Below are 21,005 nucleotides of genomic sequence, written 5' to 3' on the forward strand. Positions count from 1 at the left end.
GCAGTCTACCGCCCGGTCGCGCGGGCGCCGGCGTTCAGACGAGGTGCTCGCGCGCCCAGAGGGCGGCGCTGGTGCGATCGGCGACATCGAGCTGCCGGTAGACGTTGCCGAGGTGGGCCTTGACCGTGCGCTCGGTGATCCCCAGCCGTCGGGCGATCTGCTTGTTCGCCATGCCCTCGGCCGCCAGCAGCAGCACTTCGCGCTCGCGTGCGCTGAGTCGATCGACGCGGCGTGTGCGGTCGGGCAGGAGGGCGCCCGCGACCCGGGGGTCCAGCGGCGCGCCGCCGTCGTAGGCTGCGCGCACCGCCGCTCGCAGTGCCGCCGGATCGGCGTCCTTGAGCTGGAAGCCGATCGCGCCCGCCGCGACGGCCTGGCGAACGCGCTCGCGGTCGGAGAACGAGGTGAGCACGACGACCCTTGCGCGGGGGGCCACCGTCAGGACCGCCGACGTGGCGGCCACTCCGTCATCGCCGGGCATGGACAAGTCCATGAGCACCACGTCGATCCGGTCGCCCTCGCTGCGCATCGCTCGCAGTGCGCCCGCCGCATCCGCGGCCTGTGCGACGACGTCGATGTCTCCGTCCGCGGTGAGCACGGAGGTGAGGCCGGCCCGCACCATGGCGTGGTCGTCCACGACGAGAACACGGATCATGTCGCCGCCTCGACGCCCGCCGGGATGACCAGTCGCCACGCGACGCCCTCGCCCGGTGCGGTGCGCAGCGACAGCTGCGCGCCCGCCTCCTCGGCGAGATCCCGGATCACCCGCGTTCCGAGGTGACCATCGGCGGGCCGCGCAAGCGCCTCGGGGTCGAAGCCGGGCCCGTCGTCGGCGATGTCCAGCGTCGTCGCCTCGGCGGTTCTGGACAGGTGGACGGTGACGCGGCATGGCGCCGCATGGGCGGCGGCGTTGCGCAGACACTCCTGAGCGATGCGGTGCACCAGGCGCTCCCCGTCGATGCTCAACTCGCCGATGCCCGGATCGATCGTGAGGTCGACCGTGACTCCGCGCCCGCGGAATCCGTCGCACAGGTCGGACAACGCCGCCGGAAGCCCTGCCTGCGTGAGCCCGGGCGGGTGGATCTCGATGAGCAGGGTCCGCAGGACCCGCACGTTCCCGCGGATCGACTCCGCAACCTGGCGGAATCGGGCTCCGAGCGCCGGCTGCCCCGCCGCGTCGGCCTCGGCCGCCGCGGTCTCGGCGGAGAACGAACTGGCCACGAGCTCCTGCACGGGACCGTCGTGAAGAGTTCCCGCGATTCGACGACGCTCGGCATCCGAGGAGTCGACCGCGCGCTCGAGAAGATGGGTGTGCTGCGTGTCGTAGGCCCGCAGCCGGCGCAGCAGTCCCCATACGATCGGCACCGTCAGGAACACGAGCAGGAGCAGACTGCTGACCATGACGCCCGCGAAGCCCCGCCACAGCTCCCAGGAGCGCAGTTCGACGGGAGCGTAGGGGGAGTACATCTCGAACAGCAGCTCGGTGCCGTCCGGCGTCCACAGCGGGCGGTAGACCTCGAGGAGCCGGCCCCCCGTCTCGAACTCGTTCTCGACATCGGTGAGGTCCGAGACCTCCGCACGGGTCTGCGGCTCGGCGAGGGCGATGCGCTGGTCGTCGCCGAGGGCGAACGTGCGGCCGATGAGCTGTGGCTCGTCGGCGTACAGCACCGTGCCCTGCGGGCTCCAGATCTTCACGCGCACGACGTCGCTTCCGAGGACGCGTTCCCGCACGATCTCGTCCAGTGCATCGATGGCCGCCCGATCACCCGTGAGAAGGTCATCCGACAGACTGGGCTGGATGACCGCCTCGGCGAGGACATCGGCCGTATTGGCCGCGTCGTTGAGAGCTTCCCGCTCGGCCAGCAGCTGGGCGGCGAAGGCGCCGAGAAGCCCCACCGCGAGGAAGGCTGCGGCGATTCCCAGCGCGAGTCGAAGGATGATCCGCCGTGGACGCACCGTCGGCGAGACGTGCGACGGCGCGTCGCGGGCCTCGACGATGACCTTCCAGGGCGTGCCTGAAGCCCCGACCGGCTGGGGATCGGTCGGGGCTTCAGTGATGGGCTCGGTCGTCAGTCGTCGCTCCCGTGTCCGCCGTGCTTCTCGGAAGCGCGGTCGTCACCGCCTGATCCACTGCCGCCCGAACCGGACCCGCTGCGGTCGTCCGAACCGCCGTTGTCGTCGCCGACCTCTGCTTCGCCGCCGCCGCCGTTGTCGTCGCCGACCTCGGTTTCGCCGCCGCCGCCGTTGTCGTCGCCGACCTCGACTTCGTCGACTCCGCGGTCATCGCCGACCTCCACGCGCTGGTCGCGCGGGACCTCGCCGCCGTTGTCGTCGCCGACCTCGACTTCGTCGACTCCCCGGTCATCGCCGACCTCCACGCGCTGGTCGCGCGGGACGTCGCCGCCGTTGTCGTCGCCGGCCTCGGCTTCGTCGACTCCGCGGTCATCGCCGTCTTCCACGCGCTGGTCGCGCGGGACGTCGCCGCCGTCGTCGTCGCCGATGTCGAACAGGTCGTCCGTCGAGGTCAGATCGACGACCTGTCCCGACGCCGGCGCGCGGACGGGCACCGTCTGCGCGAACGACGAATTGCCCGCGAGGCCGATCACGGCCGGCACGGCAACCACGACGACCGCTGCGGCGCCGATGATGAGTCGCTTCATGATGCTCCTTGGTCGATTGTGCCGGTTCCGCCGGATTCCTGGGGGGAATCCTTTCGATCCGTCGACTCAAGGATCCGTCCGGCGCGACAGCGGCGCCATTGTCCGATGGTCCTAGTACCCGGTCGCGCCGCAGTCCGTCCCGTCAGACCGACACCTCCTGGGGGGCCGCCTCCGCGGCGGACTCGGGTTCGATCGTGCGCCTCGACGCCGCCCAGGCCGACACGAGGGTGATCGCCGACAGCAGCGCGAGGACGATGCCGGGATGCCACCAGGCGAAACCGGTCGCCCCTCCCAGGGCCAGGGTGACCAGAGGCACGAACCCGCTCACGGTCGCGGCGATGGCATACGACACCGACAGCGCCGAGTACCGGAAGTGATCCGGGAACAGATCGTTCATGAGGCCGCCCAGTGCCGCCCAGGACATCGTCGGGAGCACGCCGCCGATGATCATGGTCGCCACCAGCACCCCGAAGTTCGCGTACTGGAGGAGGAAGTACATGGGGAAGGCGATCAGGAGCGTTCCCAGCGCTCCCCACATGACGATCCGCGCGGAACCCGCGCGGGTCGCCCACGCTCCGAACAGGGGGATGGTCACCAGCTGGAGCAGACCGCCGATCGTGGTGGCCACCAGCAGATCCTGGAAGCTGAAGCCCAGCTGCGAGACGCCGTAGTTCACGGTGTAGGTGTTCATGAGCGAGTACGAGCCGATGCCCAGCAGCGCCGAGCCGATCGCGATCGCGATCGCCGCCGGACGGGCGCGGAACATCGCCACGAACGGAAGGCGGTCGCGGCGCCGCTCGGAGACGACTCCTTCGAACACCGGCGTCTCGGTGATCGACCATCGCAGGTACAGCGACACCGCCAGCAGCGGCAGGGCGATCAGGAACGGGATGCGCCAGCCCCATGCGGCGAGCTCCTCCGCGGGGAGCGCGAGCGTCATGACGATGAACAGCCCGGCGGAGAGGATGGAGCCCACGGGCGAGCCGAGCTGGGGGATCGCGGCGTAGAAGGCGCGCTTGACCGGGCCGGAGTGCTCGGTCGCGATGAGGATCGATCCGCCCCACTCGCCGCCCAGCGAAAGCCCCTGCGCGATGCGCAGCAGCACCAGCAGGAGCGCGCCGACCCATCCCGCCTGGGCGTAGGTGGGGAGCAGGCCGATCAGACCCGTCGCGATGCCCATGATCGCGATCGTCCACAGCAGCGTGGTGCGGCGGCCGAGCCGATCGCCCATGTGGCCGAACAGGACGGCGCCGATCGGGCGCACGACGAAGGCGAGCGCCACCGTCGAGAAGCCCAGCAGAGCGCCGCCGAACTGGCCGAGCGGCTCGAAGAACAGCGGGCCGATGAAGTAGGCGGAGAAGTAGGCGAAGACGTAGAAGTCGAAGGACTCCAGCGAGGTGCCGACCATCGACGCCCAGGCGACACGGGGGGCGAGGGAACCGGGGGCGGGGCGCTGCGCGGGGGCGGGGGAATTCACGGACACTGATTCTGGCACGAGTCCAGAAACCGCGGATGCCGCGCGGGCATTCCCGCCGCATCCCGTCTGCGGCATCCCCTTGCCCGAGCCCGGTAGAATCGTGCGCAGAAAGCATCGATCCGGCCATCACCGGGGAGCTCTCGGAAGAAACCGCCGCGAGGTGGGACTAGAACCGAGCGGGGCAGGCCCGTCACAGCCGCAGTGAGAGAGGTCCCCGTGCGCGGGGGCACGCAGGGTGGTACCGCGGTCCGCGAGGATCGTCCCGGCAGGCTGAGTCCCTTCGAGCACCTGCGAGCAGAGATGACCTACCCACGACCTTCCGCATTCGGCCCCGCGGCCGATGCTCCGGCATCCGTCGTCCCCAGCCCCCGGTTCCCCGAGATCGAGCGGGAGACGCTCGCCTTCTGGGAGGCCGACCAGACCTTCCGCGCCTCGATCGCGAACCGCGACGGCGCCGACGAGTGGGTGTTCTACGACGGCCCCCCGTTCGCGAACGGCCTGCCCCACTACGGGCACCTCCTGACGGGCTACGCCAAGGACGTCTTCCCCCGCTTCCAGACGATGCGCGGCAAGAAGGTCGACCGCGTGTTCGGATGGGACACCCACGGACTGCCCGCCGAGCTCGAGGCGATGAAGCAGCTCGGCATCACCGAGAAGAGCCAGATCGAGGAGATGGGCCTCGGCGCCTTCAACGCGAAGGCCCGCGAGTCCGTGCTCGCCTACACGCGCGAGTGGGAGGACTACGTCACCCGCCAGGCGCGCTGGGTCGATTTCGAGAACGGCTACAAGACGCTCGACACGGGCTTCATGGAGTCCGTGCTGTGGGCCTTCACGGAGCTGTACGAGAAGGACCTCGCGTACGAGGGTCACCGCGTGCTCCCGTACTGCTGGCGCGATGAGACGCCGCTGTCCAACCACGAGCTGCGCATGGACGACGACGTGTACAAGATGCGACAGGACCCGTCGGTGACGGTGACCTTCCCGCTCACGGGTGCGAAGGCCGAGGCGCTGGGCCTCACGGGCGTCCGCGCGCTCGCGTGGACGACGACCCCGTGGACCCTGCCGACCAACCTGGCCCTGGCGGTCGGTCCCGACATCGAGTACGTCGTCGTCCCCGGCGGCCCGGCCGGTGCCGCCGACGTGCACGCCGGCGACGACCCGGTCGAGGCGACCGCCCACCGCTATCTGCTGGCCGCCGACCTGCTCGGCGGATACGCGAAGGATCTCGGCTACGAGTCCGCCGAGGCCGCCCGGGATGCCGTCGAGCAGACGGTCCTCGGCGCCCAGCTGCAGGATGTGACCTACGACCGGCTCTTCGACTACTACGCCGACGCGCAGACGTGGGGCACCGGTCGGGCGTGGCGCATCCTCGTCGACGACTACGTCACGGTCTCGGACGGCACCGGAATCGTCCACCAGGCGCCCGCCTACGGTGAGGACGACCAGCGGGTGACCGAGGCCGCCGGCATCCCGCTGATCATGAGCCTCGACGACGGCGGGCGCTTCCTGCCGCAGGTCACCGATGTGGCCGGCGAGCTGTGGATGGATGCCAACACCCCCCTGGTGCGGGTGATGCGGTCTGCGGGGCGTCTGCTCCGACTCGCCAGCTACGAGCACTCCTACCCGCACTGCTGGCGATGCCGGAACCCGCTCATCTACAAGGCGGTGTCGAGCTGGTTCGTGCGGGTGACCGCGATCAAGGACCGCATGCTCGCGAACAACGAGCAGATCACATGGGTCCCCGACAACGTCAAGCACGGCCAGTTCGGCAAGTGGCTGGAGGGGGCGCGCGACTGGTCGATCAGTCGCAACCGGTACTGGGGGTCGCCGATCCCCGTCTGGAAGAGCGACGACCCCGAGCACCCGCGGGTGGACGTCTACGGTTCGCTGGCCGACCTCGAGCGCGATTTCGGACGGTTGCCGCGCAACGAGGCCGGAGAGGTGGACCTCCACCGCCCGTTCATCGACGATCTCACCCGCCCGAACCCCGACGACCCGACCGGGCGCTCCACGATGCGCCGCATCGAGGACGTCTTCGACGTGTGGTTCGACTCGGGCTCGATGCCGTACGCGCAGGTGCACTACCCCTTCGAGAACCAGGAGTGGTTCGACGCGCACGCCCCGGCCGACTTCATCGTCGAGTACATCGGGCAGACGCGCGGGTGGTTCTACGTGATGCACGTGCTCTCGACGGCGCTGTTCGACCGGCCGGCCTTCACCGGCGTCTCCTGCCACGGCATCGTGCTCGGCTCCGACGGGCTGAAGATGTCGAAGTCGCTGCGCAACTACCCCGACGTGAGCGAGGTGTTCGACCGGGACGGCTCGGACGCGATGCGCTGGTTCCTGATGTCGTCGTCGGTGCTGCGCGGCGGCAACCTCATCGTCACCGAGGAGGGCATCCGCGCCGGGGTGCGGGAGTTCCTGCTGCCGCTGTGGAACGCGTGGTACTTCTTCGCGACCTACGCCAACGCCGCCTCCGGGCCCGATGGGTCCGGCTACGAGGCCACGTGGCGCACCGACTCGACCCATGTGCTCGACCGGTACATCCTCGCCCTCCTCGGCGATCTCGTGCGCGAGGTCGCGGAGGATCTGGAGGGCCTGGACTCCACCCTCGCGGCGGCCAAGCTCCGCGACTTCGCCGAGGCGCTCACGAACTGGTACATCCGGCGCTCGCGCGACCGGTTCTGGACGGGCGTCACCGACGACCCGGCCAGCCGCGAGGCGTTCGACACGCTCTACACCGTGCTCGAGACGCTCACCCGCGTCGCCGCCCCGCTGATCCCGCTCGTTTCCGAGAAGGTGTGGCAGGGCCTGACCGGCGGTCGCAGCGTGCACCTCCAGGACTGGCCGGATGCGGCGGCGTTCCCCGCCGCCGACGACATCCGTTCGGCGATGGATGCCGTGCGCGAGGCATCCAGCGTCGCCAACGCCCTGCGCAAGCGGGAAGGCAAGCGCGTGCGCCTGCCGCTGCCGCTGCTGACGGTCGCGGTTGCCGACGCCGCCGCGCTCGCGCAGTTCGACGGGATCCTCCGGGACGAACTGAACGTGAAGGCGGTCGACCTGGTCGAGCTCTCCGACGACGTCGCCGAGCGCTTCGGCATCAGCAAGCGGCTCACCGTCAACGCACGGGCCGCGGGACCGCGCCTGGGCAAGCAGGTCCAGCACGTGATCGCGGGTGCGCGCTCCGGCGTCTGGGAGGAGCGCGAGGGGGTCGTCGTCGTCGACGGGATCGCGCTGCAGGAGGGGGAGTACGAGCTCACCCTGGAGGCGGGCGGCGTCGGCGACGGCACCGCGATCGCCCTCCTGAGCGAGGGCGGATTCGTGCTCCTGGACACCGCGACGACTCCCGAACTCGAGGCCGAGGGCCTGGCCCGCGACGTCATCCGCGCAGTGCAGGACACGCGCAAGGCGGCGGGATTCGAGGTGAGCGACCGCATCCGGCTGGGTCTGCACTTCTTCGACGGGGAGGATGCCGCCGCGGTCGAGTCGGCATTCGACGCCGCCGACATCGCGGGGGAGACCCTCGCGGTCGAGCACACCCTGTCGCACGGCGGCGAGCTCGTCTGGACGGCGGAGCGCCCCGTCGGCGCGCCGGACCATCTGGCCGAGTTCGGCGCCGGGACCTTCGCGAACGCCGGCGTGTTCACCGTGGCCGTGACCCGGGTGGAGGTGCCCGCATGACCGATCGTGATCGCACCCGCGCCGACGCCGTGTACGCGGCGCTGCTCGAGCGCGCCGGCGAGCGCTGGGTGCAGCCCCGCAAGGAGCGCACCGCGCGACTGCTGGAGTACCTCGACGACCCGCAGAAGACCTACCGCGTCGTGCACGTGACCGGGACGAACGGGAAGACGTCGACCAGCCGCATCATCGAGAGCCTCGTGCGCGCCCACGGGCTGCGCACCGGTCTGTTCACCAGCCCCCACCTGGAGCGCTTCACCGAGCGCATCACCGTCGACGGCGAGCCGATCGGCGATGCGGCCGTCGCCGACGCGTGGGACGAGATCGTCCCCTTCGTCGAGATCGTGGATGCCGAACTCGACGCCCAGGGCGAAGAGCCGCTCACCTTCTTCGAGCTGCTCACCGCTCTCGCCTTCGTCGCCTTCGCCGATGCGCCGATCGACGTGCTCGTGCTGGAGGTCGGCATGGGCGGGGCATGGGATTCCACCAACACCGCCGACGGCGACGTCGCGGTCTTCGCCCCGATCGACCTGGACCACGCGGAACGGCTGGGGGAGACCATCGCCGAGATCGCCGAGGTGAAGTCCGGCATCATCAAGGACGGCGCGGCCGTCGTCTCGGCCCGCCAGCACCCGGCGGCCGCCGAGGTGCTGCGCGCCGCCGCAGCCGCACGCGGCGCCTCGATCGCGTTCGAGGGGGAGGGCTTCGCCGTCGCCGAGCAGCGACTGGCGGTGGGTGGCCAGCAGGTCACCGTCCGTGGCCTCGCCGGCACCTACTCCGACGAGTACCTGCCGCTGTACGGTGCCCACCAGGGCTTCAACGCCGCCCTCGCGATCGCCGCCGTCGAGTCGCTGGTCGGCGGCGGCGCACAGCCGATCGCGGGTGACGTGCTCGCGGAAGGGCTCGGCCAGGCCACCTCGCCCGGACGGCTCCAGCTGGTCGGCGTCGACCCGACGGTGCTGGTGGATGCCGCGCACAACCCGCACGGCGCGCGTGCACTCTCCGCTGCCCTGCGCGAATCGTTCGACTTCGACGAGTGGGGCGTCGTGCTCGGCATCCTCGGAGACAAGGACGCGGCGGGCATCGTCGAGGAGCTGGCGCCGATCGCCGCCCACGTGTTCGCCACGGCACCGGCCTCCGACCGCGCCGCCCACCCTGATGCGATCGCCGACCTCGCGGAGGCGCGCGGGGCAGGCGTCACCGTGCACGGCGATCTCGCCGAGGCGGTCGAGGCGGCGCGCGCGTGGGCGGTGTCCGCGGATCGACGCGCGGTCGTGATCGCCGGATCGGTGGTGCTGGCCGGTGAGGCCGTCATGCTCGGGCAGAGCGAGGACTGGAAGGCGGGGTGGAGCCGATGAGCGCGCCCGCCGCGTCCTCCCCGCGCCGTCGCCGCCCCCGGGGGGCCGCAGAGTCGTTGGCCTCGGTGGTGCTCGTGTTCGAATCGATTCTCGCGTTCCTCGGCGGTCTGGCGATCTACGGTCTGCGCGCACTGCCCGAGAGCATCGACCCGTGGTGGGGCATCGTCGCCGGCGCGATCGTCGCGGTGCTGATGCTCGCGACCACCGCCGTCGTGCGCCACCGCTGGGGAATCGCCCTCGGGTGGGCTCTGCAGGTGCTCGTCGCGCTGGGGGCGATCCTCGTTCCCGCGCTCCTGCTCGTCGCCCTCATTTTCGGCGGCATGTACGGATATGCCACCATCAAGGGGAGCGCCCTCGATCGGCGCAACGCCGAACTCGCGGCGAACAACCTCGACCAAGACTGAACCGTCGAACGGAGACTGTGCCATGGCCACCGAAGAGACCCTCGTCCTCGTCAAGCCCGACGGCGTCGCACGCGGACTGACCGGCGCGATCCTCGCCCGCATCGAGGCGAAGGGGTATGCCCTCGTCGACATCCGCCTGGTCGAGCCGGACCGCGAGACGCTCGAGAAGCACTACGCCGAGCACGCCGGCAAGCCCTTCTACGAGCCGCTGCTCGAGTTCATGATGTCGGGTCCATCGGTCGCGATCCGACTCGCCGGCAACCGTGTGATCGAGGGGTTCCGCTCGCTGGCGGGAACGACCGATCCCACCACCGCCGCACCGGGCACCATCCGGGGCGACCTCGGGCGCGACTGGGGTCTCAAGGTCCAGCAGAATCTCGTGCACGGGTCGGACAGCCCCGAGTCCGCCGCGCGCGAACTCGGCATCTGGTTCGGCTGACCCGCGTCGGTCCGGGCGGGCGGTGATCTCCCCGATCGCGGAATCCTCGCGAGCGGTCGTCAGAACAGCGAGCCCAGCACGTCCAGGCGGATCTGGGCGAGCACCGCGATGACCGCGTAGGAGAGGATCGCGAGGAGCGGGGTCCAGCTCATGAGCGCGTCAGCGCCCTTGCGCAGGCCGGCCGGGGCGGGAACCAGACCGGCCCGGAGCAGGTGGAGGACGACCGCGTAGAACGTCGGGATCGTCACGGCCCACGTGACCATGCACCACGGGCACAGCGTGCCGAGGACGAAGATCGACTGGCCGATCAACCAGACGACGAAGGTGAACGCCCCCGCGATCCCGAGCGCGAACAGCCACCAGAACCAGCGCGCGAACCGCGCGTGGGCGAGGATGGCGAACCCCACGACGATGGGGGCGACCCAGCCGGTGAGCCCCAGGATGGGGTTGGGGAAACCGAACACGCTGCCTTGCGGCGACTCCAGGTTGGCGGTGCACTGCACCAGCACGCTGAAGTCGCAGGACGCGCTCGCCTGCGGGTCCATCAGCAGGTGGAACCGCTCCATCGTGAGCGAGAACGCGGCCCACCATCCCACCGCGCCGGCGACGATCAGCCAGAGAGCCAGCGCAGTCGGTCGGGTGTGGGTCTGGGGTGAGGCCATGCCTCGATTCTGGCATCGCGTATCGCCGGCTTCCGCGGGACCAAAGTCCTGGCGCGTCGTCCGCGAGCAAATGCCCGGCAGAAGTGCGATAATGGTCCGCGATGCACCGCGGCCGCGCCGCCAGCGCATCACATGAAGACTTCAGGGCGATGAACGCCCTTCGCAGCCTGAGCCTCGGGCCGGCTGCAGACCGAGTGAGTTCGCGGCACCGCAGGTGCGGCGCCGCACGAGATTTCGCCGGGCGACGCGCGGTGCCGCCCGCAGGGAGTACGCCAGTGATGGCTGAAGAGCACAATGACCACCCTGACCACACCTCCGATGCCGACGCGGCCTCCCCTGCCTTCGAGGTGACGGCTTCCTCCGAGTCCGCCGGCGCCGAGGGCGGCGACCAGTCCACGCCGGCCGCCGCTGCGGAGCCCGGTGCGCCGGACGCTCCTGCCGAAGCGGAGACGCCCGGAGAGACGCCGGCCGAGCCGGAGGCTTCGGTCGAGGTCGAGCTCGAGGCGGCAGCCGAGGCCGAGGCCGAGGCCGACGTGTCGGTTACGGCCGACGCACCGGCAGAGGCCGACGCCGACGCACCGGCCGACGCCGACGCGCACGCGCCGGTCGCTACGGATACCGGTGCCGAGCCGTCGGCCGAGACGACGCAGGGCTCCGCGCCCGAGGCCGAGGCCGAGCCCGACGCCGAGAACGTCGAGACCGAGCCCGTCGAGGCTGAGTCCGTTGAGACCGAGGAACCCGGCCCTGTCACCGCAGTGAGCCTCGGGCTCCTGCCGGAGACCTTCATCTCCTCGGTTTCCACACAGCTCCACTTCTACGCCCCCGAGATCGTCGCGCTCCCCGCCCGCCCGGGCCGGGCCGCGGAGCCGGAGGAGGCGCCCGCCTCCACGAGCGGCTCGTCGTCGCGGCGGCGCAGCCGCCGTCGCGGCGGTGCGGCCGCCGAGGACGCCGGCGAGGCGCCGGAGCCGCGCGAGCGCGAGCGCGAGCCGCGCAAGCGCGCCGTCGAGCTCATCACCGAGCCCCAGCGCATCAAGGGCTCCACGCGGCTGGAGGCCAAGAAGCAGCGCCGTCGCGACGGCCGGGAGGCCGGACGTCGACGCGCCGTCGTCACGGAGGCCGAGTTCCTCGCTCGACGCGAGGCCGTCGACCGGGTGATGGTCGTGCGCTCGAAGAACGGGCGTGTGCAGATCGCGGTGCTCGAGGACAACGTGCTCGTCGAGCACTACGTCGCGCGGAGCCAGGATGCGTCGCTGATCGGGAACGTGTACCTCGGCCGCGTGCAGAACGTCCTTCCGAGCATGGAGGCGGCCTTCGTCGACATCGGGCGCGGCCGCAACGCCGTGCTCTACTCGGGCGAGGTCGACTGGGACGCCGTCGAGACGGGCAACCAGCCGCGCCGCATCGAGCTGGCACTCAAGACCGGCGACAAGGTGCTCGTGCAGGTCACGAAGGATCCGGTGGGCCACAAGGGCGCGCGCCTGACGAGCCAGATCTCCCTCCCCGGCCGCTACCTCGTCTACGTGCCCGGCGGCGCGATGAACGGCATCTCGCGCAAGCTCCCCGACACGGAGCGGGCGCGACTGAAGAAGATCCTCAAGGAGGTGCTCCCCGAGTCCTCGGGAGTGATCGTGCGGACCGCCGCCGAGGGCGCCACCGAGGATCAGCTCACGCGCGACGTGCAGCGACTGACCAACCAGTGGGAGCACATCTCAAAGCAGGTCGAGACGATCCAGGCGCCCGCTCTGCTGCACTCCGAGCCGGACCTGCTCGTCAAGATCGTGCGCGACGTCTTCAACGAAGACTTCTCGAAGATGCTCATCCAGGGCGATGACGCGCACCACACGATCTCGAAGTACCTCGAGGGCGTCGCGCCCGATCTCCTCGATCGCGTCGAGGCGTACGAGGGCGAACACGACCCGTTCGATGTGTTCCGCATCACCGAGCAGATCGAGAAGGCGCTCGACCGCAAGGTGTGGCTCCCCTCGGGCGGCTCGCTGGTCATCGACCGCACTGAGGCGATGACGGTCATCGATGTCAACACGGGCAAGTTCGTCGGCTCCGGCGGAAACCTCGAGGAGACGGTCACCAAGAACAACCTCGAGGCGGCGGAGGAGATCGTCCGCCAGCTGCGCCTGCGCGACATCGGCGGCATCATCGTCGTGGACTTCATCGACATGGTGCTCGAGTCCAACCGCGACCTGGTCCTGCGCCGACTCGTCGAATGCCTGAGCCGCGATCGGACCAAGCACCAGGTGGCCGAGGTCACGTCGCTCGGCCTCGTGCAGATGACGCGGAAGAAGCTGGGTCTCGGGCTGCTGGAGACCTTCAGCGAGCCGTGCGAGGTCTGTGCCGGCCGCGGCGTGATCGTCCACCACGACCCGGTCGTCAAGCATCGTCCGGTCGCATCGGCCGGCGCATCGTCCTCATCGCGGCGCGGGCGCGGCGCCGCGAACGCGACTCCGCCTGCACCCTCGGGCGGCACCCACACCATCACCGAGGGCGTGAAGTCGGCGCTCGCGCAGATCGCGGCATCCACCATCCACCACCACGATGAGGCTCCGGCCGCGGATGCGACGCCGATCGAGCCTGCCGCTGTGGTCGACGAGACCCCCCGCACCGAGCGGCCCGAGCGCAAGAAGCGCAAGAAGCGCTCCGAGTCGGCGCCTGCCCCCGCCAAGACGGAGAAGGATCTGCTGCTGGACTCGGTGCTCAGCGCGCTGCCCGAGCCGAAGGCTCCGGGGCAGGGCCGTTCGCGCCGTCGCGTGACGACCGCCGCTCTCACGGGCACGCCGGTGCCCCCGGCTCCCGCCGGCGAGTAGTCGAGGGGCGGCGGGGTGTCAGCGCCCCCGCCGCTGCCGAGCGGTCACGCGCAGGCCGGACGCGATGAGCCGGCGCACGAGGTCGTGGCCGCTCACATGCTCGGCGCCCGCGGCGATCAGACGCGCGTGCGCCTCCTCGGGGACGTCGTAGTGGTCGAGATCGAATCCGCGCGCCGGGATGCCCTGGGCGGCGGCGAAGGCGTGGAGCTCGTCGAGGTCGGAATCGCTCACGAGATGGGCCCACATCCGCCCGTGCGCGGGCCAGCGCGGATCATCGATCAGGATCGCCATACCTGGGATCCTAAGCGGCGCCGTGTGCGACACACCCCGGTGCGCTTTTGCGGCTGGGGGCGGCATCCGGTAAACTCGTCCTTTGGTGCGTCACGTGTCGCAGACCTGATGGTGTGTTGCGGCAACCCGGCAGCCGTTCGTGCGGTCCGCCCGCTCGCACCAAGACTTCCTCGTCTCGCAAGAGCAGAGTCTCGCAAAGACAACCGGAGCCGAGCGCTCCTCCCCAGAAGAAACAGGTGTGAAGTGGTTTACGCAGTTGTGCGCGCCGGCGGCCGTCAGGAAAAGGTCGAGGTCGGCACGATCGTCGTCCTGGACCGCCAGGCTGCGAAGATCGGCGACAAGATCGAGTTGCCCGCCGTCCTGCTCGTTGACGGCGACGCCGTCACGACCGACGCCGACAAGCTCGCCAAGGTGACCGTGACGGCCGAGGTGCTCGGCGAGGAGCGCGGCCCGAAGATCGTGATCCAGAAGTTCAAGAACAAGACCGGCTACAAGAAGCGCCAGGGCCACCGTCAGGACCTCACGCGCGTCAAGGTCACCGGCATCAAGTAAGCCAGGAAGAGACGCAGAGATGGCACACAAAAAGGGCGCAAGCTCCACCCGCAACGGTCGTGACTCCAACGCACAGCGCCTCGGCGTGAAGCGCTTCGGCGGCCAGGTCGTCAACGCCGGCGAGATCATCGTCCGCCAGCGCGGCACGCACTTCCACCCGGGCGCGAACGTCGGCCGCGGTGGCGACGACACGCTGTTCGCACTCGCTGCGGGCTCGGTCGAGTTCGGTCAGAAGGGCGGCCGCAAGGTCGTCAACATCGTGGCGGCCGCGGAGTAATTCCACGGACTCACACAGTCTTCGAGGAAGGGGCGGGCTTCGGCTCGCCCCTTCCCTTTACTCTGGGGAGCACCCAGACCTGAGGGGGACGGCATGGTCACGTTCGTCGATCGCGTCACACTGCATCTGCGCGCCGGCAAGGGCGGCAACGGCTGCGTGTCGGTGCGCCGCGAGAAGTTCAAGCCGCTCGCCGGCCCCGACGGCGGCAACGGCGGCCACGGCGGTGACGTCGTGCTGGTCGCCGACCCGCAGGTGACGACCCTGCTGTCCTACCATCACTCGCCGCACCGCACCGCCGGCAACGGCGGGTTCGGCATGGGCGACAACCGCTCCGGCGCAGCGGGGGAGGGGCTCGATCTCGCCGTCCCGGTCGGCACGGTGGTCAAGGATGCCGACGGCGAGACGCTGGTCGACATGATCGAGCCGGGGATGCGGTTCGTCGTCGCCCCTGGTGGCCTGGGCGGACTCGGCAACGCGGCCCTCGCCAACCCCAAGCGCAAGGCCCCCGGTTTCGCGCTGCTGGGCACGCCCGGCTGGGAGGGCGATGTCCTCCTCGAGCTGAAGACGGTCGCCGATGTGGCGCTCGTCGGCTATCCGTCGGCGGGCAAGTCGAGCCTCATCGCCGCGATCTCCGCGGCGCGACCGAAGATCGCCGACTACCCGTTCACGACCCTCCACCCGAACCTCGGCGTCGTGCAGGCCGGAGACGTGCGCTTCACCGTCGCCGACGTCCCGGGGCTCATCGAGGGCGCGAGCGAGGGCAAGGGGCTCGGCCTCGAGTTCCTCCGCCACGTCGAGCGCTGCACCGCACTCGTGCACGTTCTCGACTGCGCGACCCTGGAGCCCGGGCGCGACCCGCTCAGCGACCTCGACGTGATCCTCGCGGAGCTCGCGGCCTACCCCGTGCCCGAGGGGCAGGTGCCGTTGCGGGAGCGTCCGCAGCTCGTTGCGCTCAACAAGGTGGATGTTCCCGAGGCGAAGGACCTCGCCGATCTCGTGCGCCCCGACCTCGAAGCGCGGGGATTCCGTGTCTTCGAGATCTCGACGGTCAGCCACGAGGGACTTCGCCCGCTCACCTTCGCGCTGGGCGACGTGGTCGCCCAGCACCGCACCGCTCGGGCTGCGGAACCGGCGCCCGAGCGCATCGTCATCCGTCCCAAGGGCGCGCAGAAGGACTTCACGGTGCGCGTCGAGGGCGGAACGTACGGCAACATCTATCGGATCCTGGGGGAGAAGCCGGTGCGCTGGGTGCACCAGACCGACTTCCAGAACGAAGAGGCCGTCGGCTATCTCGCGGATCGCCTCGAGAAGCTCGGTGTCGAAGACGAACTCTTCCGCTCCGGGGCGACGCCCGGCGCGACGGTGGTCATCGGCGAAGGCGATGGCATCGTGTTCGACTGGCAGCCCTCGATCGCCTCGGCGGCCGAGCTCATGACGGCGCCGCGAGGCACCGACCCGCGTCTGCTCCAGCGCACCCGTCGAACGACCTCGGAGCGTCGCGAGAAGTACCACGAGTCGATGGATGCCAAGGCCGAGGCACGCGCGCAGCTCGAGGCCGAGCGGCTCGCGGGGAGCGGGTGGGAAGAGGACGAGGCGTGAGCGCACGTCGTCGCGCTGACATCCCCGGCGCACGTCGGGTCGTCGTGAAGGTGGGCTCGTCGTCGATCAGCGGCGACAACGCCCAGAAGATCCGACCGATCATCGAGGCGCTGGCTGCCGCTCACGCCCGCGGCACCGAAGTGGTGCTCGTCTCATCCGGCGCGATCGCCACCGGCATGCCGTACCTGCTGCTGGACGAGCGACCGAGCGACCTCGCCACTCAGCAGGCCGCGGCCGCGGTGGGGCAGAACGTCTTGATCTACCGCTACCAGGAGGGGCTGCGTCCGTTCCGCATCGTCGCCGGCCAGGTGCTGCTGACCGCGGGCGACCTCGAGAACACGACGCACCGGTCGAACGCGCGGCGTGCCATGGAGCGACTCCTCGGGCTTCGCATCCTCCCGATCGTCAACGAGAACGACACGGTCGCGACCCACGAGATCCGCTTCGGCGACAACGACCGGCTCGCCGCTCTGGTCGCCCAGCTGATCGGCGCCGATGCGCTGGTGCTGCTGAGCGACATCGAGTCCCTGTACACGCGGCCCCCGGGCGAGCCCGGTGCACGACCGATCGCCCGCGTCGAGTACGGCGATGACCTGCACGGGTTCGAGTTCGGCTCCGTCGTGGTCAACAGCGTCGGCACCGGCGGCGCGGCGACGAAGGTGTCGGCCGCGCGCTTGGCGGCCGCGGCCGGCATCGGCGTGCTCGTGACCAGCGCCGACCTCGTGTCTGCGGCTCTGGACGGCGAGGACATCGGCACCTGGTTCGACCCGAATCCGGAACCGGCGGCGCCCGCCGCCACCGGGCCGGTGCGCACCGCCGTCGGTAGACTGGGCGGATGACCACAACGGCCACCACCGCCCGCGAACGCATGCTCCGTGCCAAGGATGCCGCCCGCGCGGTGGGCCTGCTCGACGATGCCGAGAAGTCCGCGCTGCTGCGCGCGGTCGCCGACGCGATCGAGGCGGATGCCGCGGCCATCGTCGCCGCGAACGCCGACGACCTCGAGCGCGGTCGCGCCACGGGGCTGTCGGAGGCGCTCCAGGACCGCCTGCGCCTCGACGAGCCGCGCGTGGCTGCGCTGGCCGCGGCAGTGCGCGAGGTCGCCGACCTGCCCGACCCGGTGGGTCGCGTGCTCGACGAGCGGACACTGCCGGGCGGCATCCGGCTCACCAAGGTCTCGGTCCCGTTCGGCGTGGTGGGATCCATCTACGAGGCTCGTCCCAATGTGACCGTCGACATCGCCTCCCTGGCGCTGCGCTCGGGGAACGCGGTGGTGCTGCGCGGAGGGTCCGCCGCCGAGCTGACCAATGCCGCGCTGGTTCGGGCGATGCGCGGCGCCCTGGCCGATCGGGGAGTGGACCCCGAGGCCATCCAGACCGTCGACGACTTCGGCCGTGAGGGCGCGCGGGAGCTGATGCAGGCGCGCGGCCTCATCGACGTGCTCGTGCCCCGGGGGAGCGCGCAGCTCATCGAGACCGTCGTCACCGAATCCACGGTGCCGGTGATCGAGACCGGCGCCGGCGTCGTGCACATCGTGCTCGACGAGACGGCGCCCATCGAGTGGGCCCGTGACATCGTGGTCAACGCGAAGGTTCAGCGCCCCAGTGTCTGCAACTCCGTCGAGACCGTGCTCGTGCACCGCGGCGGCGCCGACCGACTCGTTCCGGAGGTGGTTCGCGCCCTGCAGGCCGAGGGGGTCACCGTGCACGGCGACGCGCAGGTCGCGCGCCTGGCCGACGGCATCGTGGCTGCGGACGACTCCGACTGGGAGCGGGAGTACCTCAGCCTCGACGTCGCGATGCGAGTCGTGGACGACCTCGACGACGCCCTGGCCCACATCCGCCGGTACTCGACCCACCACACCGAGTCGATCATCACGAACGACGACGCCAACGCCGCGCGGTTCCTCGCGGAGGTCGATTCCGCGGTCGTGATGGTCAACGCCTCGACGCGATTCACCGACGGCGGCGAATTCGGATTCGGCGCCGAGGTGGGGATCTCCACCCAGAAGCTCCACGCCCGCGGTCCGATGGGGCTGGCGGAGCTGACGAGCACCAAGTGGCTGGCGCGGGGCGCCGGGCACGTCCGCGCCTGACCGCCTAGACTGAGACAGCCCCGTGACCCGGGGCACATCCTCGAAACGGAGCACGAATGACTTTCGCCTCGATCCTCGAAACGGAGCACGAATGACTTTCGCCTCGATCCTCGCGTTCGCCGCCGAAGAGTCCGAGCACCACGGCAACGTGGCCCTCGAGACCGTGGGCTACGGAATCATCGCCGTGGTGGTCTTCGCGGCGCTCGCCTTCGTGACGCTCTCCTACCGGAACGTGGCGAACCGTCACGCGCACAAGGCGGAGGCGTACGCGAAGGCCCACGCCAACGACGTCCAGCACGTGGGGCACGGCCACTGAGGCCTCTTTCTGCATGACGGTGACGCGCACCCCGAGGATCGGGGTCATGGGTGGGACATTCGATCCCATCCATCATGGTCACCTCGTGGCCGCCAGCGAGGTCGCCCAGTCCTTCGACCTCGACGAGGTCGTGTTCGTGCCGACAGGCCGGCCATGGCAGAAGTCGGACGTCTCTCCCAGCGAGCACCGGTATCTGATGACCGTGATCGCGACCGCATCCAATCCGCGGTTCACCGTGAGCCGTGTCGACATCGACCGCGACGGCCCGACCTACACACGGGACACGCTGCGCGAGCTGCAGCAGCAGCGTCCGGACGCGGAGCTCTTCTTCATCACCGGGGCAGACGCCATAGCGCAAATTCTCAGTTGGAGAGACCATGATGAACTGTGGGACCTCGCGCATTTCGTCGCGGTCTCACGACCCGGTCACGACCTGAGCACGGTCGGACTGCCGACGGGTGGCGTCAGCCAGCTGGAGATTCCGGCGCTCGCCATCTCGTCGACGGACTGCCGCGACCGCGTACACCGAGGACACCCGGTGTGGTACCTCGTTCCCGACGGGGTCGTCCAATACATTGCGAAGCACCACCTCTACCGGAGCAAGGAATGAGCACACCCGAGCACCCGGCTTCACCCCCGCTGACCCGAAAGCAGCTGCGCGAGATCCGCAACACGGGCGCGACGCCGGTCATCCCCGACGGCACCGCCGACGCCGCCGACATCCCGTCGGCGCCACCCGCGACCCCTGCGCCCCCGACGCCCGTCGAGCAATCGACGCCGATCGCGCCGCCGCCGGCGATCGTTCCCCCTCCGGCGCCGCTTCCACGCGCCGCCGAGCCGACCATCGTCTCCGAGCGCCCCATCGCGGATTCGGCCGTCGACCTGGGCGTGTCCCCGCTGACGCGGCGGCAGGCCCGCCAGCAGGAGCGGATCCGCACGGCGTCGGTCCCGGTGATCACGCCGGAGGTCGCGGCGGCCGCGTCGTCTCCCGCGACCTCGCCGTTCGCCCCTGCCGGACCGGTGAACGCGGAGTCCGAGTCTCCCGCTCCGCGGCCCGCCGAAGACGCCGACCCGTTCGCCGCCCTGTTCGCCCCCGGTCCGGTCGCCACTGCTCCGGTCGCCACCGCCGTGGCGACCGAGCAGACCGCGGCGGCGACGCCGGAGGTCCGCGCCGCAGTCGCCACCGAGGAGGCCGCGGTCGACCGGTCGGCTCTCGAGGAGACCGCGGGAATCTTCGGGCTGGCTACGCCGACGGAGTCATCGCGCGCCACCCCCGAGCAGGCGCCGACCCGCGAGCGGGTCGTCAACCCGCTTCTGGGCGCGAGCCTGCTCACGAGCGACCCCGCCGAGGCGGCGGTACCGAACTCGTTCGACCAGCTCATCTCGGAGTCTTCGGGCTCGGCCAGCGCGCCCAGCGCCCTCATCATCTCGCAGGCGCCCGCGATGTCGCCGATCGTCGCGCCGGTCACCTCGACCGGCGAGCTGCTGATCACCGGCACTCTGAACCTGCCCGAAGGGCTCGGTTCGACGGGGCACGCGCCTGGCACCGCCGACGGCAAGGAGGTGGACGCCGTGCTCGTGGACGGTGAGCTTCCCGCGCACTCGTCGCCGACCCCGATCGCGGCCAGCGCCGCGGTGAGCACGTCGAAAACCGCCGGTGAGGTCATCCAGCCGCCGACTCCGGAGAAGGGCGGCCGCCTGATGATGTCCCTCGCCATCACCGCCGGCGTCCTCGCGCTGGCGCTGGTCGGCGTGCTGATCCTCGCATTCGCGACGGGGGTGTTCTCGTGACCGCGCGAACGCAGTCTCGGGAGATGGTCGCCGTCGCGGCGGCCGCCGCCGAGGCCAAGGGTGGCGCAGACCTCGTCGCTCTCGATGTGAGCGAGCCGCTGCCGCTGGTCGACATCTTCCTGCTGGTCACCGGGGGCAGCGAGCGCAACGTGGCGGCTATCGCCGACGAGGTGGAGGAGAAGCTTCTCGAGGCCGGGCACAAGCGGCTTCGTCGTGAAGGACGACAGGAGGCCCGATGGATCCTGCTGGACTTCGGCGATCTCGTCGTGCACGTCTTCCACGAGCAGGAGCGCGTCTACTACGGCCTCGAGCGCCTGTGGAAGGACTGTCCCGTGGTGCCGATCGTGTCGACGGCACCCGCCGCGTCCGGCTCGGAGACGGTCTGACCTCCCAGCGGATGCCGCGGATGGTCATGACCACTCGTCGGCATGTAGTAAGCTAGAGGAGTTGCCCCGGGAACGCCCGGGAAGACAAAAAATGGGCCTGTGGCGCAGCTGGTAGCGCACCTGCATGGCATGCAGGGGGTCAGGGGTTCGAGTCCCCTCAGGTCCACCAAAACTCCCGGTAGAGCGTCATATCATGCTCCCGAT

20 protein-coding genes and 1 tRNA gene are annotated in these 21,005 nt (G+C 70.4%); 15 read left to right on the plus strand and 6 right to left on the minus strand.

Translation table 11 applies throughout. From position 1 onward, the window contains the following. Positions 1-34: 34 nt before the first annotated feature. The 4 genes from HQM25_RS08210 to HQM25_RS08225 form a co-directional block, all read right to left on the minus strand. Positions 35-652 (minus strand): response regulator transcription factor, encoded by a 618-nt coding sequence (locus tag HQM25_RS08210; RefSeq protein ID WP_172989792.1) that lies wholly within the window; start codon positions 650-652, stop codon positions 35-37. Further along, positions 649-1,893 carry a sensor histidine kinase gene (locus HQM25_RS08215; RefSeq protein ID WP_172989793.1) on the minus strand — a complete coding sequence of 415 codons (1,245 nt, stop codon included), beginning with the start codon at positions 1,891-1,893 and terminating at the stop codon, positions 649-651. Before HQM25_RS08215 ends, HQM25_RS08210 begins: the two co-directional genes overlap by 4 nt. Before the next feature lie 173 nt (positions 1,894-2,066). Next, entirely contained in the window at positions 2,067-2,657 is a 591-nt protein-coding gene (locus HQM25_RS08220) for a hypothetical protein (protein ID WP_172989794.1), read from the minus strand. Positions 2,658-2,799: 142 nt separating this feature from the next. Then, positions 2,800-4,134, minus strand: coding sequence for an MFS transporter (locus HQM25_RS08225; RefSeq protein WP_254359622.1), 1,335 nt, complete (start codon positions 4,132-4,134; stop codon positions 2,800-2,802). 300 nt (positions 4,135-4,434) lie between these two features. Between HQM25_RS08225 and ileS the strand changes: the two genes are divergently transcribed. Genes ileS through ndk form a run of 4 tightly spaced genes read left to right on the plus strand, consistent with a single transcriptional unit; the run spans position 4,435 to position 10,013 of the window. Next, positions 4,435-7,815, plus strand: a complete 3,381-nt coding sequence (ileS, locus tag HQM25_RS08230) for an isoleucine--tRNA ligase (protein ID WP_172989795.1) — start codon at positions 4,435-4,437, stop codon at positions 7,813-7,815. Then, positions 7,812-9,170 (plus strand): bifunctional folylpolyglutamate synthase/dihydrofolate synthase, encoded by a 1,359-nt coding sequence (locus HQM25_RS08235; protein WP_172989796.1) that lies wholly within the window; start codon positions 7,812-7,814, stop codon positions 9,168-9,170. Before ileS ends, HQM25_RS08235 begins: the two co-directional genes overlap by 4 nt. Further along, positions 9,167-9,574 carry a DUF4233 domain-containing protein gene (locus HQM25_RS08240; RefSeq protein WP_172989797.1) on the plus strand — a complete coding sequence of 136 codons (408 nt, stop codon included), beginning with the start codon at positions 9,167-9,169 and terminating at the stop codon, positions 9,572-9,574. Before HQM25_RS08235 ends, HQM25_RS08240 begins: the two co-directional genes overlap by 4 nt. Before the next feature lie 22 nt (positions 9,575-9,596). Then, positions 9,597-10,013 (plus strand): nucleoside-diphosphate kinase, encoded by a 417-nt coding sequence (gene ndk / locus HQM25_RS08245; protein WP_172989798.1) that lies wholly within the window; start codon positions 9,597-9,599, stop codon positions 10,011-10,013. 59 nt (positions 10,014-10,072) lie between these two features. Here ndk and HQM25_RS08250 read toward each other — a convergent pair whose 3' ends face one another. Beyond that, complete coding sequence (locus HQM25_RS08250) at positions 10,073-10,675, minus strand: vitamin K epoxide reductase family protein (RefSeq protein ID WP_172989799.1); 603 nt, start codon at positions 10,673-10,675, stop codon at positions 10,073-10,075. Between the two features lie 278 nt (positions 10,676-10,953). Here HQM25_RS08250 and HQM25_RS08255 point away from each other — a divergent pair, with 278 nt between their 5' ends. Then, positions 10,954-13,494, plus strand: a complete 2,541-nt coding sequence (locus HQM25_RS08255; protein ID WP_172989800.1) for an Rne/Rng family ribonuclease — start codon at positions 10,954-10,956, stop codon at positions 13,492-13,494. 18 nt (positions 13,495-13,512) lie between these two features. Here HQM25_RS08255 and HQM25_RS08260 read toward each other — a convergent pair whose 3' ends face one another. Continuing rightward, entirely contained in the window at positions 13,513-13,785 is a 273-nt protein-coding gene (locus HQM25_RS08260) for a DUF4031 domain-containing protein (RefSeq protein WP_172989801.1), read from the minus strand. A 243-nt stretch (positions 13,786-14,028) separates the two neighbouring features. Between HQM25_RS08260 and rplU the strand changes: the two genes are divergently transcribed. The 10 genes from rplU (at position 14,029) to HQM25_RS08310 (ending at position 20,970) form a co-directional block, all read left to right on the plus strand. Beyond that, positions 14,029-14,337, plus strand: a complete 309-nt coding sequence (gene rplU / locus HQM25_RS08265; RefSeq protein WP_168914039.1) for a 50S ribosomal protein L21 — start codon at positions 14,029-14,031, stop codon at positions 14,335-14,337. Between the two features lie 19 nt (positions 14,338-14,356). Continuing rightward, the gene (rpmA, locus tag HQM25_RS08270) at positions 14,357-14,614 is read left to right on the plus strand and encodes a 50S ribosomal protein L27 (RefSeq protein ID WP_172989802.1); all 258 of its coding nucleotides are present in this window, start codon (positions 14,357-14,359) and stop codon (positions 14,612-14,614) included. Between the two features lie 93 nt (positions 14,615-14,707). Then, entirely contained in the window at positions 14,708-16,213 is a 1,506-nt protein-coding gene (obgE, locus tag HQM25_RS08275; RefSeq protein WP_172989803.1) for a GTPase ObgE, read from the plus strand. Next, positions 16,210-17,052 carry a glutamate 5-kinase gene (gene proB, locus HQM25_RS08280; protein ID WP_172989804.1) on the plus strand — a complete coding sequence of 281 codons (843 nt, stop codon included), beginning with the start codon at positions 16,210-16,212 and terminating at the stop codon, positions 17,050-17,052. The genes obgE and proB overlap by 4 nt, the downstream gene beginning before the upstream one ends. Further along, entirely contained in the window at positions 17,049-18,308 is a 1,260-nt protein-coding gene (locus HQM25_RS08285; protein WP_172989805.1) for a glutamate-5-semialdehyde dehydrogenase, read from the plus strand. Before proB ends, HQM25_RS08285 begins: the two co-directional genes overlap by 4 nt. Positions 18,309-18,399: 91 nt before the next feature. Beyond that, complete coding sequence (locus HQM25_RS08290) at positions 18,400-18,624, plus strand: hypothetical protein (protein ID WP_172989806.1); 225 nt, start codon at positions 18,400-18,402, stop codon at positions 18,622-18,624. Positions 18,625-18,637: 13 nt separating this feature from the next. Continuing rightward, positions 18,638-19,234, plus strand: coding sequence for a nicotinate-nucleotide adenylyltransferase (gene nadD / locus HQM25_RS08295; protein ID WP_172989807.1), 597 nt, complete (start codon positions 18,638-18,640; stop codon positions 19,232-19,234). After that, complete coding sequence (locus tag HQM25_RS08300) at positions 19,231-20,415, plus strand: hypothetical protein (protein ID WP_172989808.1); 1,185 nt, start codon at positions 19,231-19,233, stop codon at positions 20,413-20,415. Before nadD ends, HQM25_RS08300 begins: the two co-directional genes overlap by 4 nt. Before the next feature lie 23 nt (positions 20,416-20,438). Then, positions 20,439-20,801, plus strand: a complete 363-nt coding sequence (gene rsfS, locus HQM25_RS08305; protein ID WP_172991581.1) for a ribosome silencing factor — start codon at positions 20,439-20,441, stop codon at positions 20,799-20,801. A gap of 93 nt (positions 20,802-20,894) precedes the next feature. Further along, positions 20,895-20,970 (plus strand) — tRNA-Ala (locus HQM25_RS08310). The last annotated feature ends 35 nt before the right edge of the window (positions 20,971-21,005 follow it).

It is taken from the genome of Microbacterium hominis, assembly GCF_013282805.1.
GTDB classification, from domain to species: Bacteria; Actinomycetota; Actinomycetes; order Actinomycetales; family Microbacteriaceae; genus Microbacterium; species Microbacterium hominis_B.

Bases quoted from the DNA above. Each gene is read 5' to 3' on its own strand.
- HQM25_RS08210 (WP_172989792.1), bottom strand. From the start codon at position 652: ATGATCCGTGTTCTCGTCGTGGACGACCACGCCATGGTGCGGGCCGGC.
- HQM25_RS08220 (WP_172989794.1), bottom strand. From the start codon at position 2,657: ATGAAGCGACTCATCATCGGCGCCGCAGCGGTCGTCGTGGTTGCCGTG.
- ileS (WP_172989795.1), top strand. From the start codon at position 4,435: ATGACCTACCCACGACCTTCCGCATTCGGCCCCGCGGCCGATGCTCCG.
- HQM25_RS08235 (WP_172989796.1), top strand. From the start codon at position 7,812: ATGACCGATCGTGATCGCACCCGCGCCGACGCCGTGTACGCGGCGCTG.
- HQM25_RS08240 (WP_172989797.1), top strand. From the start codon at position 9,167: ATGAGCGCGCCCGCCGCGTCCTCCCCGCGCCGTCGCCGCCCCCGGGGG.
- ndk (WP_172989798.1), top strand. From the start codon at position 9,597: ATGGCCACCGAAGAGACCCTCGTCCTCGTCAAGCCCGACGGCGTCGCA.
- HQM25_RS08250 (WP_172989799.1), bottom strand. From the start codon at position 10,675: ATGGCCTCACCCCAGACCCACACCCGACCGACTGCGCTGGCTCTCTGG.
- HQM25_RS08255 (WP_172989800.1), top strand. From the start codon at position 10,954: ATGGCTGAAGAGCACAATGACCACCCTGACCACACCTCCGATGCCGAC.
- HQM25_RS08260 (WP_172989801.1), bottom strand. From the start codon at position 13,785: ATGGCGATCCTGATCGATGATCCGCGCTGGCCCGCGCACGGGCGGATG.
- rpmA (WP_172989802.1), top strand. From the start codon at position 14,357: ATGGCACACAAAAAGGGCGCAAGCTCCACCCGCAACGGTCGTGACTCC.
- obgE (WP_172989803.1), top strand. From the start codon at position 14,708: ATGGTCACGTTCGTCGATCGCGTCACACTGCATCTGCGCGCCGGCAAG.
- HQM25_RS08285 (WP_172989805.1), top strand. From the start codon at position 17,049: ATGACCACAACGGCCACCACCGCCCGCGAACGCATGCTCCGTGCCAAG.
- HQM25_RS08290 (WP_172989806.1), top strand. From the start codon at position 18,400: ATGACTTTCGCCTCGATCCTCGCGTTCGCCGCCGAAGAGTCCGAGCAC.
- nadD (WP_172989807.1), top strand. From the start codon at position 18,638: ATGACGGTGACGCGCACCCCGAGGATCGGGGTCATGGGTGGGACATTC.
- HQM25_RS08300 (WP_172989808.1), top strand. From the start codon at position 19,231: ATGAGCACACCCGAGCACCCGGCTTCACCCCCGCTGACCCGAAAGCAG.
- rsfS (WP_172991581.1), top strand. From the start codon at position 20,439: ATGGTCGCCGTCGCGGCGGCCGCCGCCGAGGCCAAGGGTGGCGCAGAC.